This window comes from Synoicihabitans lomoniglobus (assembly GCF_029023725.1).
GTDB lineage: Bacteria > Verrucomicrobiota > Verrucomicrobiia > Opitutales > Opitutaceae > Actomonas > Actomonas lomonigloba.
Window position 1 is genome coordinate 5,160,634 of record NZ_CP119075.1, and the last position, 15,249, is coordinate 5,175,882.

The following is a 15,249-nucleotide window of genomic DNA, read 5'->3' on the forward strand; positions in this document are numbered from 1 at the left end:
GTGGAGTTTGGGGAGGCGGCTAGCCGTGCAACTCGGGGAAGAACAGCGGGGCGCTCAACGCGAGCCCGTCGGCCACGCTGGTGAACTCTTGACCGTCGCGAATTTTCTCCGCGCCAAAACGTTCGACGAACTCGGACCGGATCTTGGGAATCAGCGACGTGCCGCCGGTGAGAAAGACGGTCTCGATGTCGTTCGGCTTGATGGGCACGCCGGCCAGAAAATCGTCCAGGTAGCCGGTGATTTGCGCGGTGAGGTCTGCCGTCTGACGGTTGAACTGCGAGCGCGTCATCCGGAGATGAATGGGGATCTGCGGATGGTCGAAATCGATGGCCGTGGTGGTCCGGCCCGTGAGGTCGATCTTGGCCGCCTCGAGCACCTGAAACAGTGCGAATCCCTGGTTCTCCTTGATGAGTGCGCGGAAGCGTTCAAAGGCGGCGGGGTCCGAGGAGAGCCCGGTGAGTCGCCAGAGGAAATCCATTTTCTTGGCGTTGTTGAGAAAGACGATTTGGTCCCACTGACAAATGGTGCGGTAGAGCGACTCGGGCACGTCGATCTGTTTGCCCCAGCTGTTGTAGGTGGCGCCGCGACCGAACAGCGGGGTGACCTTGTGCCACATGGTGGCGGCGTCGAATTTGTTGCCTGCGACGGGCAGGCCGCCGGTGGCAAGAATGTCGGTGGTGCGGTCGGTGCGCTTTTGGCGGCGGGGATCAAGCTGCACGACGGTGAAGTCGGACGTGCCGCCGCCGAAGTCACCCACCAGCACGCGTTCGGGCTGGTGGATGCGCGATTCGTAGGCGAAGGCGGCGGCGATCGGTTCGAATTGAAAATGAATTTCGGTGAAGCCCGCCAGTTCGGCGGCGCGGCGCAGGCGGTCCTCGGCGAGTTGATCTTCGGTCGGATCGGCGGAAAACACGGCGGGACGGCCGAGGATGACGCGTTTGACGTCCTGTCGCGTGACGGCATCGGCGCGGGACTTCAGATGGTGGATGAAAATCGCGATGAGATCTTCGATGCCATAGGACTGATTGTTGATGATCGTCTCGGTGAACGACGTGAACGGGAGGATCGTTTTAATCGCCTGAAAAAACCGACCGCGCATGCCGTCCTCCACGTAGCGCTGGCGGGCGGCGTTGCCGATGACCGGAGTCATGCGGGCGAAGGAGTAGGGAAAATACAGGAACGAGGCGTCCACCCCGGCGACGCGGGGGTCGGCGACGACGGACTGCGTGGCTGCATTCCAGATCGTTACCGCCGAATTACTGGTGCCGAAATCGATGCCGTAGATGAACGTGTCCATGGTGGGACCGCCAAGGCCTGTCATCCCGCGCAAGGGTGACAAGGACCAAACACGCCGCGCGGTTTATCGCGAGGGTTCCGGCTCGGACTTGCGGGTGAGTTCCGGCTCATCTTCCGGGGCGGGGGAAGTGGCCTTTGCGGGGACTTCCGGCGCTTCCGACTGGAGGTTGATTTGCAGTGGTTTGCTGGTGTCGAGGTGCACATCGCGTTGGGGGAAGGCGATGCTGATGCCATTGCTCCGGAAGGCATCGACGATGCAGTGGCGCACTTCGGTGAGGGCCTCAAAACGGTCTTCGATGCGGGTGTGAAAAATCGCGAGGAAGTTGAGTGAGTTGTCTCCGAACGAATCGAACAGCACCAGCGTGGCGGGCTCGGCGAGCACGACATCCAGTTTTTCCAACACGGAGTTGAGGATTTCGTCGACCTTGCGGGTATCGGAGTCGTAGGCCACGCCGACCGAAATTTTCTGCCGGACGACGTCGTCGGAGAGCGTCCAGTTGGTCACGGGTTGCTCGAGCAGGCGCGAGTTGGGCACGACAATGTGAGTGTTGTCGAATGAGCGCACGACCGTGCTGCGCATGCCGATGCGTTCGACCCAGAGTTGGGCTCCGTCAATTTCAATCAAATCACCTTCCGCGATCGGCCGTTCGACGAGCAGAATGATGCCGCTGATGAAGTTGTTGATCAGGTTTTGCGAACCGAAGCCGAGACCCACGGCAAGCGCACCACTGATCACGGAAAACTGGGTGAGCGACAGGTGGAAGAGGCTGAAAATGTTCAGCAGAATGAAGCAGATGAACGCGTAGAAAAACAGCGTCTGCCACGCCGCAGCCCGGCCCCGGCTCCACTTGAGGCGAGATCGGGCGAGGCGTCCAATCATGCGGCTGATCCGGCGGGCCACGAGGACACCCGCGACGATGAGCAGGATGACGGCGAGGAGGGAGCGGACCCGCACGGGCTGGTCGTCGACCGTGAAGAGTTCGTATTCCCACGCGAGTTTGAGCGCACGCAGGGTTTCATGCCATGCTTCACCCACCGAGAAGGTGCTGAAGCCCGCATCGAGCTCTTCCTGGAGACGGCGCCGGGCGTTGCGCATCGCATTGATTTCGCTCACCTCCCGATCGGCGACCTCGATCCATTGTTGCGTGATTTCAAGCTGCCGTTCCAAGGCGTCGCGAGTCGCGCGGTCGGGGGCGTTGTCCTGATCGACTTGCTGCCGCAGCGCTTGGAGTTGGCGACGGGTGCGGACGAGGTCGGAGAGGTGTTCGCGCCGCTGATTCTGGAGGCGGCGAAGCGCGGTTTCGTTTTGCTCGGCCCAGTCGTCCTTCGTGTCTTGATCCACGGTGTGATGCAGCGCATCGAGTCGACGTTGCTCGACCAGCGCGGCTTGTTCGACCCGCAGGATCTGGCGACCAATCAGGCTGAGCAGACTGTTGGCGACGCGCTGACCATCCCGCCGGGGATCGAGCAGCGTTTTGGCGACGTTTTCCCGGGTTTCGGCCTGGGCGAGATCGGAGGAGAATCGGCTGACCTCATCCCGGGCGTCTTCGAGTTGCTCACGCAGGTTTTCGAGATGTTCGGCGCGAGCTTCGTCGCGTAAGCGTTGCTCGGCTTCGGCGTGCACCAGCCTGGCTTTGACCCATGCCACCTGCGGCAGAATGAGGTCGAGATTGGGCTCAATGAGTGACTCCTGCAGGCGTAGTGTATCCAAAGCGTGTTGACGCAGGCGGAGGGTTTCTTTCGCCAAGCGACTGCGGAGTTCGGCCAATAGAAAATCGTCGAGGTGGTTCGCCGGGTCCTCTTCCTTTTTCTCCCGTGTGGCCCGGCGCTCGCGCTCGCGCTCGTCCAGGGCCTCTTCCGCGGCGTTGAGGTCATCGGTGGCGTTCTCGATGTCGCGCTCCAGCCAGCGGGCGGCGTGGTTGAAGTAGTCACGTTGGTCGTAGAGCTTTTCGAGCACGGCGAAGGTGGGAATCTCGTTGATGCTCGTGCTGGTCTCGGAGCGCCGGGCTTGGCGCTCCGCCAGTTCGGCGGCTTCGGCTTCGAGCTCGACGCGATGATCCGCACTGCGTGCTTGGTCGGCGTAGACGCGGTCGAGCCGTTCCCACAGTTCGATTTCCTGAGTCTGCCACACGGTGTCTGCTTCGGAGCTGTCCTTCCCGGCCTCGTCCAGCGCCGCCCGACGCTCCGCCAGCGTGGCGGCAACTTCGTCGCGAGCGGCGGCAATTTCCGCCGGATCCAGTTTGTTACTTTCTTCCTTGGTCGTTTCTCCGTGGCCAGATTCCGCGGAGGAGATCGCACCCGGAAATGCGGGCAGAGTGGGTTCCTGCGCTCGCGTGATGACAGACGTGGCCAGGGCCATTCCCAGCAGCGCGGGCAAGGCGTAGCGGGGCGCGTGAGTCAGATTGAAGAAGCGGGCAGGCGAGACCATGGGCAGCATGGACCGACGCCCGGCGCGGTGGTTCGTGAGAAGTGAGGGAGACCCTATGACGGGGAGAGGGGGCGCTGGGGTTGACGCGGGTTAACGGGCGGTAGGGTTGCGCGATTGGAACCTATCCGCACGGTGAGAGGCCTTGAAGACTGAGAATCCTTTTCGTCGCGTTTCCCGTTATCTCCTGCGCTATCGCGGGTTGTTTGTGCTCACCCTCACCCTGGCGGTGGGGAGCACGCTATTCCTCGTGTCCATTCCACAGGTCATCAAGTGGATCGTCGACGACGTGATCGGGGCGGGCCGCAAGGATCTGCTCATTTGGGGCGTGGCGGCGTTGACCGGGTGTTACTTTCTGCGCGACTTGCTGAATTCGTTGCGCATTCGGGTGAACAACACGCTCGAACAAAAGGTGTTGGTCGACCTGCGCGGCGACCTGCATTCCCGGCTGCTCGACCTGCCGGTGGGTTACTATGACCAACGCCAGACGGGGGAGATCGCGTCGCGGGTGATCGAGGATGTGCAGAACGTCGAACGCGCGCTGCTTGATGGCACGGAGCAAGGCACCGTGAGTCTGCTGACGTTGTTCGGTATCAGCACGATTCTCTTCGTGCAGCAGCCGTTGCTCGCCGCGCTCGTGCTCGCGCCGTTGCCCATCGTGATCTTCATGGGCCGCATGCATTTCAAGGCGGGTCGCGTGCTGTGGAAGCGCACGCGCGAGGCGGCCGGCGACCTGAATGGTCTGTTGATGGAAAACATCTCCGGGCATCGCCTCATCAGCTCCTTTTCGTTGGCCGATCGTGAGCGCGGCCGCTTCAAGACCGCGGCCCACCGGCTGCGGGACACGACGCTCGCCGCCATGTTCCGGTGGTCCCTGCACGGCCCGGGCACGAACTTCATCAGCAGCCTCGGCGCCGTGGCCGTCATGGGGGTGGGTGGGGCGCTGTTGATGGAGAGCAACGCCACCGGCGGGGCCTTCTCGCTCGGCGATTTCATTAGTTTTTTCGCTTACTGCACGCTGGTATATGAGCCGGTGAGTCGCCTCAACCAGCTCAACCAAATGTTGGCAGCGGCGCGCGCGTCGAGTGACCGGGTGTTTGAAATTCTCGACCATCCCATCGCGATTCAGTCGCCGGCGGAACCACAGCCGTTTCCGGCGAGTGTGCCCGAGGTACGTTACGAAAACGTGAGTTACGGCTACCCGGATCGTCCGCCCGTGCTGAAGGATTTCTCGCTGACACTCCCCGCCGGCAAAGTCACCGCCCTCGTCGGTCACACCGGTGCGGGCAAGACAACGTTGGCCAACCTGTTGCTGCGTTACTACGACGTCACCGGGGGCTCGGTCAGCATCGGTGGCACCGATGTGCGTCAACTCGACCTCAGTGCCCTGCGCGAGCAGATCGGCCTTGTGGCGCAGGAGCCGTTTTTGTTCAACGGCACGGTCGCCGAAAACCTGCGTCTCGCCCGCGCCGCAGCGACCGACGAAGAACTCGTCGCCGCGCTCCAAGCGGCGGCTGCGTGGGAGTTTGTCCATGCGCTGCCCGAGGCGATGGAGACCGAAATCGGTGAGCGCGGCGTGCGACTTTCCCAAGGGGAAAAACAGCGGCTCACGATCGCGCGCGTCATCCTGCGCAACCCGCCGCTCGTCATCCTCGATGAAGCGACCGCCAGCGTCGATACGATCACCGAAAACGCCATTCAACAGGCCCTCGCCACCCTCGTGGAGGAGCGGACCACACTCGTGATTGCGCATCGTCTTTCAACGGTGCGCCGCGCCGACCAAATCGTGGTGCTGGCGCATGGCCGCATTGTCGAAAAAGGCACTCACGACGACCTGCTCGGCCGCGACGGAGCCTACGCCAAGCTCTGGCGGGCCCAGGCGCAGGCCGATCAGCACGCCTTCGAGTCTCTCAGCGAGTTGTGAACCCCCCGTCCCCTCGGAACGCGTCACCGCGCCCCGAAAGTTCGTAATACGAACATTATTCTGGCGCGCTTTTGATGGGCGGCGGCGGGGCGCTCTGACGCCCTAACCACATTAGCAATTGCAACGTCCGTTCGGCGTCGGGCATCGCTGTTTGTTGATCGAAAAACTCGCCGATGCGTGCGCGGTGAACCCCGAGTTCCCGGGCCAGCAGCGCGCGGTCGCCGCGTTGAGACAAGTGCGGTTTGACCAAATTCACCACCGCGTTCCACGCCGGGGTTTGTGAACTCGGGCGCAGCGTGGTTCCGCGGCCGGATTTGGGTTTGCGGCGATCTCGTCGCTTCTTGGCGGAGCGAATCCAACTCTCCCGCAAACTCCAACAGGCCATTGATCCGGGGATGCATGTAGGCGCTCATTTTTGTTCGTAATACGAACAAGTGGGCATGGCGACGGGGCGGGGAGGGAAATGATGGAGAGTGATCGTTTCGGTTGCGCCCGGCGGGGTTGCGGCGCTGGCTGGGCGCCGCGGGCGTGTCATGTGTCGCCTCGACGCCCATGATTATCTCCTCATTACAACGTCTGACGGTCGGGTGTTTCGCCGCGTTGCGGCATGGTCTTGATCGCGTGAGCGGCTGGCTGTGGTCGTCTCCGACTTTATCCGGCTGGTTTTACGCGCCGGAACCGGTGCTGTCGCGAGACGATGCTTACCGGAAGTTCAACAGCACCTATTTTGCCCAGCTCGACCAACAGGAGCGCATGTTGGCGGATCGACCGCGGATGACATTTTACCATGCCATCATCGAGCGGCATGTAGCGCCGGGGTCGCGCGTCATTGATCTGGGCACCGGCACCGGCATTCTGGCGGCGTTTGCGGCTCGGCAAGGTGCCGCCCGGGTGTATGCGATCGATCATGCGGCGATTCTGGATGTGGCTCAGGAGGTGATTGCTCACAACCGCGTGCCCAACGTGGAGTTCATCGCGCAACACAGTTCCGATGTGGTGTTGGATGAGCCAGTCGACATCATCCTGCATGAGCAGATGGGCGACTACCTGTTCGACGAAAGCATGGTGGCCAACATCTGCGACCTGCGGGACCGGCTGCTCAAACCGGGCGGGCGGATCCTGCCGAGTCGGTTCGAGTTTTATTGCGAGCCGGTGAAGCTTCATGATGAGCGGCACGTGCCATTTATCTGGGACCTCAACCTGTTCGGGATCGACTACGGTTTCATCAAGGAGCAGCGCCCGGACGAGGCCGAATATTACCGCCAGGCCAGCTGCGATCTGGGCGTGGTGGAGGCGTTCCTGGGCGAGCCGAAAGCGGCGATCGAATTCGATCTTCACACGGTGGACGATGCCACCATGCCGCGAAAAATCCGGATCAAGCGCCCCGTTGTGACGGCGGGACGTCTGGATGGGTTTGCGGTCTATTTCAAGGTGCTCGTCGACGATGATCTCACGCTCAGCTCGAGTCCACTCGACCCGGACCGGGCACCGCATTGGGGGTTTCGACTCCTGCGGTGCGAGATGGACGATCTGGGGGTGGGCGATGTCGTGACCCTCACGCTCGAAGTTGGGCGTTGGGCCGATCCGGATTCGTGGAACTGGCACTACGAAAGACGCTCGGCCGCCGCCTTGGCGGAGATGCCGACCGCGTCGTAAGGTTCAAGCTTCGGGCCGGGTGGATTGCGAGTTTCCCCTCGCGCGAAGCGCAGCCAATGTGTGGAGTTCGAGGCCATGAGTGCCACCTATTCCGCGCGCGAAGAACGGGCCAACAGCTGGACCCACGGGGTGGGGATTCCGCTCAGCGTGGCCGGGCTCGTGGGCGTGGTGGTCGCGGCCGCGCGGCATGGGGATGGGTGGCAAATCACCAGCACGGCGATTTTCGGCGTGACGCTGGTGCTGCTCTATACGACGTCGACCCTGTATCACGCCATGCGCCAGGAGCGGACCAAGTATCTGTTGCGGAAGTTTGATCACGCTGCTATTTTTTTGCTCATCGCGGGCACCTATACGCCCTTTGTGCTGGTGTCGCTGCGCGGGCCGTGGGGGTGGAGTTTGTTCGGCGTGGTGTGGGGCCTGGCGGTGGCGGGAGTGATTCTTAAATTCTGGTTCGCGGGGCGGTTTCGCGTCGTATCGACATTGCTTTATCTGGGCATGGGCTGGTTGGTGTTGATCGCGCTCAAACCCCTCTTGGCGGCGTTGCCCCCGGCGGGGTTTGCATGGTTGGTGGCGGGCGGAGCCAGCTACTCGCTGGGCACGGTTTTTTACCTGTGGAAGCGGTTGCCGTATCATCATGCGGTGTGGCACCTGTGGGTGCTGGCGGGTAGCTTCTGCCATTGGGTCGCGGTGTTTGGTTACGTCGCGCGGACGGCTTGATCCGCAGCAAGTGGCATCGTTGGTCGTTGTCAGAAGAGCGCGATTCGATTGGCTGGGCTACCGATGAGAATTTCCCCCATTCTAGTCATCGGGTCGGTGGGCTTGTTGTTGGCAACGACCGCTCCCGTCCGGGGGCAGGAACCGCGTCGGGCGGAGGACGCTGAGACGGAAAGCCTGAGTCCGGCAGTGGTCGCGGCGAAGGAGCAGCTGGCGTTGTCGCGGGAGCGCTATCAGGCGGGTGATGGTCCGGGGATGGTGGCGGCGACCATGGCGGGACTGCAGGTGCTGGGCGACGTGGATGAAGCAGCCAAACTGCGAGCGTCGTTGTGGTATTGGGCGGCGGTGGGGGCGGAGTATCAGGGCGATTTCGCGGTGACGTTGGAGCGATTTCAGCGGGCTTTGGTGATTCAGGAAGAGGCGGGCTTGCGACGGGAAGTGGCGGCGACCCTGAATAGTCTGGGCAACACCCACGGATATTTGGGGGACCGCACGGCGCAGTTGGATGCACTCATCAAGTCGCGGGATATTTTCGAAGAGATCGGTGAAGTCCGGGGCCGCGCCGCTGCGGCGAATTCTTTGGGCAACTATTTTGCCGACATGAAGCAGCCGGAGGAAGCGTTACCCTATCATGAACAGAGCGTCGCGTTGCGTCGAACGATGGAGGAACCCCGGTTTCTGGCGTCGGGATTGATGAATCTCGGCATCACCGTGCAAGCGCTGGAACGACTGAAGGAGGCGGAGGCGATCTACCACGAAGCGTTGGGCATCTATCGCGAAATCGAAGATCCGATAGGCTTGTCCGGCATCCTGACCAATCTGGGCTCGATGGTGGGGGGCCAGGGCCGCTACGACGAAGCCCTCGCCTTTTATCAGGAGGCACTGGGCTATGATCGGGCGACGGGCTACACCTACGGGCAGGCGATTCTCACCCGCAATCTGGGGGCCACGTATCATGAGATCGGAAACGATCAGGAGGCCCTTCCCTGGATGGACCAAGCCGTGGAATTGGCCCGGGGGTTGGAGAACCCGGAGCGGCTGGAATCAGCTTATCGGAAACGAGCCGAAGTGCGGGAGGCGTTGGCGGATTACCAGGGGGCGTTGGCCGATTGGCAGGCGATGTCGACCGTGCTGGAAGCGATGGCGGTGGAAGCGCGCAAGGATGCGTTGTTGGAGTTGCAAACGAAGTTCGAGACGGCGGAGAAGCAGCGCGCGATCGATCGGCTGGAGCGGGAAGCGGTCGAGCAGGAGCTCACCGTCACTCGCGCCGAAGCCGCCCGGGCTGCCGCCGAGCAATTGCAAGCGGTGGAGCAAGCCCGGCGGCGGACGACCCTGGCGGTGGCGATCGGCACCGGCGTGGCCGCACTTATTCTGGCCGGGCTCTTCCGGGTGACTCGGCGGTCGGAACGCCGATTGGCGCAGAAACAGGCGGAACTGGAGCAAGCATTGGCCGGGTTGCGGGCCGGACATGCGGAGTTGAAAAAGCTTTATGCGCGCAAAAGTGAGTGGCTGGGGTTTGCCGTGCACGACCTGCGCAGCCCGTTGTTTGCGATCGACGCATGTTGCGCGGAAATTGTCGACGGGTTGATTGAGACGCCGGTGGAAGGGGTGCGGGAGATTCGGGGGGCCGCGCTCCGCATGCGCGAAGAGCTCGACGCCTGGCTCGATGCGGAGCGCCAGGAACAGACGGAAATTCAGGTGCACCCAGTGCCGCTGGAGCTCGGTGCGTTGGTCGCCGATGTGGTGGGTTTGAACCAGCCGGCAGCGCGGGCCAAGGACCTGACGTTGGACTACGAAGGGCGGGCCGAAGCGACGGTGCGGGCCGATGCGTGGCGCTGGCGCGAGGTGGTGGACAATCTGATTTCCAATGCGATCAAGTTTTCGCCCCGAGGCGCCCGCGTCGTAGTCGAATCGGGGAGGTCGAAGGCAGTGGGGTGGGTGCGGGTGCGGGACGAAGGTCCGGGGCTTTCGCCGGAAGATCGGGAGAATTTGTTCGGTGCTTTTGCCCGGCTCTCCGCGCAACCCACCGGCGGCGAAACTTCGACCGGATTGGGGCTGCACCTGGTCCAGCGTTTGGTGATGGCCCACGGTGGCGAAATCAAGGTGACCGACGCTCCGGGAGGTGGCGCGATTTTTGAGGTGTCGGTTCCGTTGGAATCGTAAACCATTAGCCATGCCCGCTGCTGATCCTTCGACTTCCGTCTCCGCCCCGATGCGCGTGGTCATCGTGGAAGACGATGCGATGTTGCGCTCATTGATGGAACGCGCGCTCCAGCGGGAGCATGATTTGGTCTGGGTGGGCTCGGCATCCACGGCCGAGGAAGCGCGGGAACTTTTCGAGCGAGCCCGGCCGGAGTTGGTGTTGCTCGACTTGCGGCTGGGGCGGGGGCCCGGGGCGTTTGATAGCTGGCAGTTGGTCGACGAGTGGCCGACGACGATGGCAGCGCCGCGCTGGATTGTCGTCACGGGACAACCCGAAGCCGGGCACCTGCGGCGGGCGTTGGACTTGGGGCTACATGGTTACGTCACCAAACGGGAGCCCTTTGAAATGCTCGCCGCCGCGATTCGCGAGGTGCGCGAGGGGCGGCAATATTACTCGGTGGGAGCCCTGCAGCTGCTCATGGATCAATCGGCGGCGCCGGGTTTGGAAACGCTGACCGCGCGCGAGCGGGACGTATTGCGGGCGGCGGGCGAAGGTTTGAGTGTGCGCCAAACCGCGCAGCGCCTGACGGTTTCGGAAAGCACCGTGAAGACTCACCGTCAGAGCTTGATGCGTAAACTCGATCTGCACGATTCGGTGGCGTTGGCGCGTTACGCGTTGGCCGCGGGATTGGCCGCCTGACGCTTCCTCCTCCCGGGAGGGGAGAGGCACCTCCCCCCACGGACCGATACCCGTGCGCGTGTTTATTGCGTATGATTGGCGCAATGAGCTTCCGACTATCCCGCCCGCTCCCTTCTCCGATGTCTCACAGTGCCCGCGCTCTCGCGCTGCTGCTGTGGATGGGAGTGATCGCCGAAGCGCAGACTGCCACGCAGGTCAGAATGGTCTCGTATGGCGATGAGTCGGGCGGGGTGATGAACATCGATACGACGGGCCGAAGCGTCGATGACGTTAATTTGTTCGATACGAAGACGAGGGATGTCGACGGCGGTATCGAAGTCGCGACGGCCACGAACCAGACGTCGTGGGATATCAACCCCGCAGAAGGCTCGATTCAACTCACCAGTCAAAGTCACTACCAAGGTTGGAATGGGAGCGGTGTCGGCCTCGATACGCGAGTGGGGTTGGCCAATTACGACACCTTTACGGTGAACACCGGCGCCAGCGGTCTGGCGGACGGCACCCCGGTGAAGTTTCTGCTCGCGCTGGAAATCGATGCGGCGGCGCAGACGGACGGCCTAAAATTTCAAACCGCCACCAACACGCTTAAATACACCATTCAGCAAAACCATCCCTTGGCACCCGGGCAGGCGGTAGAGCTGTTCTACCTGCAATACAACGTGACGGTGTATGAGTTTTTCGAACGGCTCTACGTCGAAAACGTTCTCCAATTCGAAAACACCACGCCCTACGAGAATGGGCAGGGCGATGAAGCCCATAACTACATGTTCGGACTGGAGATTGATGCGGTGGTGGGCGAGACGATCGAATTGGCGATGATGATCGGGGACCTCAATCCTGCTTCTTATAATTACGACGCCGTAAACCTAGCCGAGGGCACCCGACAAAACATCGGCGACAGTCAGAAGAACTATGGGGATCAGTTTTCCACCACGTTCACTTGGGACGTTGAGGAGGTAGCTGGGTTTGAAGGGTTGGAGATTTCGGCGGCCAGTGGATTTGCCCCCTCCATCAACGCGAGCGCCGTGCCGGAACCATCCTCTTCAGCTGCGCTTCTTGGGTTCGTCGTGCTGGGCCGATGCCTCCGACGTCCCGGTAAACGGTCCGCTTAATCACTCTATTTTCAGCCTCCCGTCATTCGAAACACTTCCCACGAAATTTTCAAATACCTCTGCTGCATCGCCCTCGTCGCCGACTTTTGGTATTTCATGGAGCTGACGTTTGACTGGCAGTTTAACCAAACCTACGGACTCCAGTTCCGCGCTTATGAGTCCGATGCCAGCGGCAATCTCGGAGCGAGCCTGGTGACCGGCACCACCTTCTCGACCAGTCTGGAAAGCGACGTCGCTGACGATGCCGAGGTCTTCAATTTCTTCGGCGGCTACAACACCAACGAGGGCATCTCTCACCTCGACAATTTTGCCACGACGAGCGTCAGCGTCTCTGCCGTGCCGGAGCCATCCACCTATGCCGCACTCCTCGGATTTGCGGCATTGGGACTGGCGGGCGGCCGCAGAGGTCGGCTCACCCGAGCCTGACGAACCCAACAAAACGCCAGTCCACCGGGTTTGCCATCGGCCCCGGTGGATTGAGCGGTGTTTACTTCATCTGCCCGGCGGCGTTTTCGAGCACGACATTGGACACGGCGGTCGAATCGTAGGTGAGGGGTTGGTGGGAGCAGAAGCCCACGCCGACGTAGAACGGGCCGTCAAAATCGAGTTCAAATGCGTCGCCGAGTTGGTGCATCGGCTCGCCGTCGTAGCTCACCCAGAGGGTGAAGGCGTTGCCTTGTTTTTGCAGGCCGAGGCGCATCCGCGCGTAGTCGGTTTCGACGTGAACCGCCTCCTGCATGTCGACCCCCTTGGCTTCGCGGTAGGCAAGGTGGACGAGGCCGCCGCCGTGCAGCGCGCTCATGATCTGCTTCGAATTGTCGTCCAGATCCTGGCGGATGATGAGCACGACCTTGCGATCGAAGTATCCCTCGCTTTGGGGGAAACGGACGTCGGCGGCAAAGGAGACGTCACCTTCCATTTGTTTCCACAGGTAGCGAAGTTCGTCGCGGAAATACCAGATGTTGGAGCTCGCCGAGGTGATGGCGTAGGTGTCCGTGGCGGCGTGGTAACTGGCGCGACCGGGCAGGTAGGGGCCGCCGATATCGGCTTGGCCGTCGAAGATCCCGATGGGTTGATCGAGCACCACGGAATCACGAGTGAATCCTGCGGGAGGCGGCACCTGCTGATGAATGGCGGAACCGGCGAGCGTCCAATCGGGCACGAAGGGCACACTCGGGTCGCCGTGAAACTCGTAACGCGCGCGATGATCGTCGAACGTCACCGAAGGCTGCGGGTTGAGATGCATCACCGGGTGATCGTTCGTGGCGGAATACTGCGGCCACGCGGGCAGGCCGTCGCCGTTCGGGTTGCCGGTGGTGGCGAAGTTGGCCCAGTAGGCCGCCATACGGTCGGCGAGAGCGAAGTCGGCGTCTTCCCACGCGGCGTTTTTGGAGGTGAGCACGTTGAAGACGTATTCGATGTCCCAGGAGTGCGAGGCGCGCGGTTTTTCGTTGGGGCCGGCGAGGTCGCGGTTGAGCGGCACCATGCGGTCGAACATGTAGCGGTAAGTGGGTTGGTCGCTGGTGGCGTTGTGTTGTTCGAGCCAGTTCCACGTGCCAAAGCCGATGAAGCGATCGCCACCGTAGTCGCGGGCCACGCGCTCGGCCTCGGTGTCATTGGTGGCTGAATACGCGCTCAGAAAACGCTCGGCAAAGATGCCGAAGCGCTCGCGGGCGGCGAGCTGCACGTTCTTGAGCGTAGGCTCGGCGCGCCCGGTGAGTGCGCCGGCGCCGCCTTCGTCGAGATTCCAGCCGGCGAGCAGCGGAACTTGGGCTTGCTCACCGCGAGAAAAAACCAACGCGGGAGTGGCGGTCAGGAAAAGACCGTCGACGTTGGGGCGAAAGCGGCCCCAGGCGAATGACTTCTCCAAGAGTTCCTGGGCGGAGAGCGCACGGAGTTCCGACAAAGTCGGGGCACCGATTTCGGCCGCGAATTTTTGGCCGGCATGGGATGCCTCCGCGAGGGTGGGCATGTCGCCGCCGAGTGCGCTGCCACTTTGGCCGATCGCCCGATGAAAGAGTCCTTTGGCTGCGGGTGAGGCCATGAGTGAACTGACGGCCATGGACCCGGCGGACTCGCCGAAGATGGTGACGTTGTCGGGATCGCCGCCGAAGTCGGCGATGTTGTCGCGCACCCACTGGAGGGCGGCGACCATGTCGAGCAGGCCGTAATTGCCGGCGGCTCCGACGGGGGATTCGGCGGCGAGTTCCGGGTGTGCCATGAACCCGAAGACGCCCATGCGATAGGTGAGGGAAACGACGACCACACCTTCTTGCGCGAGGTTGCTGCCATCCTGCCGTCCCTCACTGGTAGAACCGGCGAAAAAGCCGCCGCCATGGATCCAGAACATGACCGGGAGTTTCGCCGTCTTGGGCTCGCTCGGCATCCACACGTTGAGGTAGAGGCAGTCTTCGCTGGGACCGTCGTCGCGGAAAATCATGTCGTCCCAGACGTGAACCTGCATGGCACGGGGCGGGAAATCGTGGGCGAGGCGCACGCCGGACCAAGGCTGGGCCGTTTGGGGTGGTTGCCAACGCAGATCGCCGACGGGCGGTGCGGCGTAGGGGATGCCCTTAAAGCTGCGGACCTTGCCGTCGGCGCTCACGGTGCCTTCCAACGTGCCCTGGGCCGTTTTTAATTGCACGGTGGCGGCATCCTGAGCCGCGAGGGAGAGTTGAAATACAGCGGCCAGACCGAGCACCGTGAGAAGTCGAAAAGAAGGGATACGCATGGGGTTTGAGCAGAGTGGATCGGAGGTGGGGAGGGAGCAACTCAACGGATGGCAAACGTAGAGCGGGGGTGGGGGATCACGGTAGTGAGGTTGCGCTGTGAACCGAGGGAGACATGCTGGCAGGTATGACTGAATTTACCAAGCTCACGGACGAGGAATGGCGCGAGCGCCTCAGCGGGTCGCAATACCGTGTGTTGCGGCAGGCGGGCACGGATCGTCCGTTTTCGGCGGCTTATGAGCAGTTCAAACACGAGGGCGCGGGCACGTATGTGTGCACGGGATGCGGCATGCCATTGTTCACCTCCGAAACGAAATTCGATGCGCGGTGCGGCTGGCCGGCATTTTATGATCCGGCCAGCAACGATGCTATCACGACCAAGCGGGATGCATCCATGGGGGTGGAGCGAATCGAGGTCGTGTGCGCCCGGTGCGAGGGTCATCTTGGTCACCTCTTTGAAGGCGAGGGCTTCAACACCCCGACCGACGAACGTTACTGCATCAACGCCACGTCGCTACGCTTCGTCCCGGACGAGGCGTAGGTCGCTGAGC

The 15,249-nt window shown here is 62.2% G+C and carries 11 protein-coding genes; 8 read left to right on the forward strand and 3 right to left on the reverse strand.

Annotated elements, in window-relative coordinates; translation table 11 throughout:
- Positions 1-19: 19 nt before the first annotated feature.
- Both PXH66_RS19850 and PXH66_RS19855 read right to left on the reverse strand, forming a co-directional pair.
- Complete coding sequence (locus tag PXH66_RS19850) at positions 20-1,297, reverse strand: Hsp70 family protein (protein ID WP_330930763.1); 1,278 nt, start codon at positions 1,295-1,297, stop codon at positions 20-22.
- Between the two features lie 63 nt (positions 1,298-1,360).
- A complete protein-coding gene (locus PXH66_RS19855) occupies positions 1,361-3,724 on the reverse strand; it encodes a mechanosensitive ion channel domain-containing protein (RefSeq protein WP_330930762.1) in 2,364 nt (787 codons plus the stop codon).
- A 142-nt stretch (positions 3,725-3,866) separates the two neighbouring features.
- On the opposite strand from PXH66_RS19855, the gene PXH66_RS19860 reads away from it, so the two are divergent.
- The 7 genes from PXH66_RS19860 (at position 3,867) to PXH66_RS19890 (ending at position 12,395) form a co-directional block, all read left to right on the forward strand.
- Positions 3,867-5,645 carry an ABC transporter ATP-binding protein gene (locus PXH66_RS19860; RefSeq protein WP_330930761.1) on the forward strand — a complete coding sequence of 593 codons (1,779 nt, stop codon included), beginning with the start codon at positions 3,867-3,869 and terminating at the stop codon, positions 5,643-5,645.
- A gap of 552 nt (positions 5,646-6,197) precedes the next feature.
- Positions 6,198-7,301: a 50S ribosomal protein L11 methyltransferase gene (locus PXH66_RS19865; protein WP_330930760.1), complete on the forward strand. Its 1,104-nt coding sequence runs from the start codon at positions 6,198-6,200 to the stop codon at positions 7,299-7,301.
- Positions 7,302-7,376: 75 nt separating this feature from the next.
- Entirely contained in the window at positions 7,377-8,018 is a 642-nt protein-coding gene (gene trhA / locus PXH66_RS19870; RefSeq protein ID WP_330930759.1) for a PAQR family membrane homeostasis protein TrhA, read from the forward strand.
- A 63-nt stretch (positions 8,019-8,081) separates the two neighbouring features.
- Positions 8,082-10,178 (forward strand): tetratricopeptide repeat-containing sensor histidine kinase, encoded by a 2,097-nt coding sequence (locus PXH66_RS19875; protein WP_330930758.1) that lies wholly within the window; start codon positions 8,082-8,084, stop codon positions 10,176-10,178.
- A gap of 10 nt (positions 10,179-10,188) precedes the next feature.
- On the forward strand, positions 10,189-10,857 hold the full coding sequence (locus tag PXH66_RS19880) for a response regulator transcription factor (protein ID WP_330930757.1): 669 nt from the start codon (positions 10,189-10,191) through the stop codon (positions 10,855-10,857).
- 119 nt (positions 10,858-10,976) lie between these two features.
- Entirely contained in the window at positions 10,977-11,969 is a 993-nt protein-coding gene (locus PXH66_RS19885; protein ID WP_330930756.1) for a hypothetical protein, read from the forward strand.
- Between the two features lie 96 nt (positions 11,970-12,065).
- Entirely contained in the window at positions 12,066-12,395 is a 330-nt protein-coding gene (locus PXH66_RS19890) for a PEP-CTERM sorting domain-containing protein (protein WP_330930755.1), read from the forward strand.
- Positions 12,396-12,456: 61 nt separating this feature from the next.
- Here PXH66_RS19890 and PXH66_RS19895 read toward each other — a convergent pair whose 3' ends face one another.
- Entirely contained in the window at positions 12,457-14,700 is a 2,244-nt protein-coding gene (locus PXH66_RS19895; protein WP_330930754.1) for a carboxylesterase/lipase family protein, read from the reverse strand.
- Between the two features lie 125 nt (positions 14,701-14,825).
- Here PXH66_RS19895 and msrB point away from each other — a divergent pair, with 125 nt between their 5' ends.
- On the forward strand, positions 14,826-15,239 hold the full coding sequence (msrB, locus tag PXH66_RS19900) for a peptide-methionine (R)-S-oxide reductase MsrB (protein ID WP_330930753.1): 414 nt from the start codon (positions 14,826-14,828) through the stop codon (positions 15,237-15,239).
- Positions 15,240-15,249 lie beyond the last annotated feature (10 nt).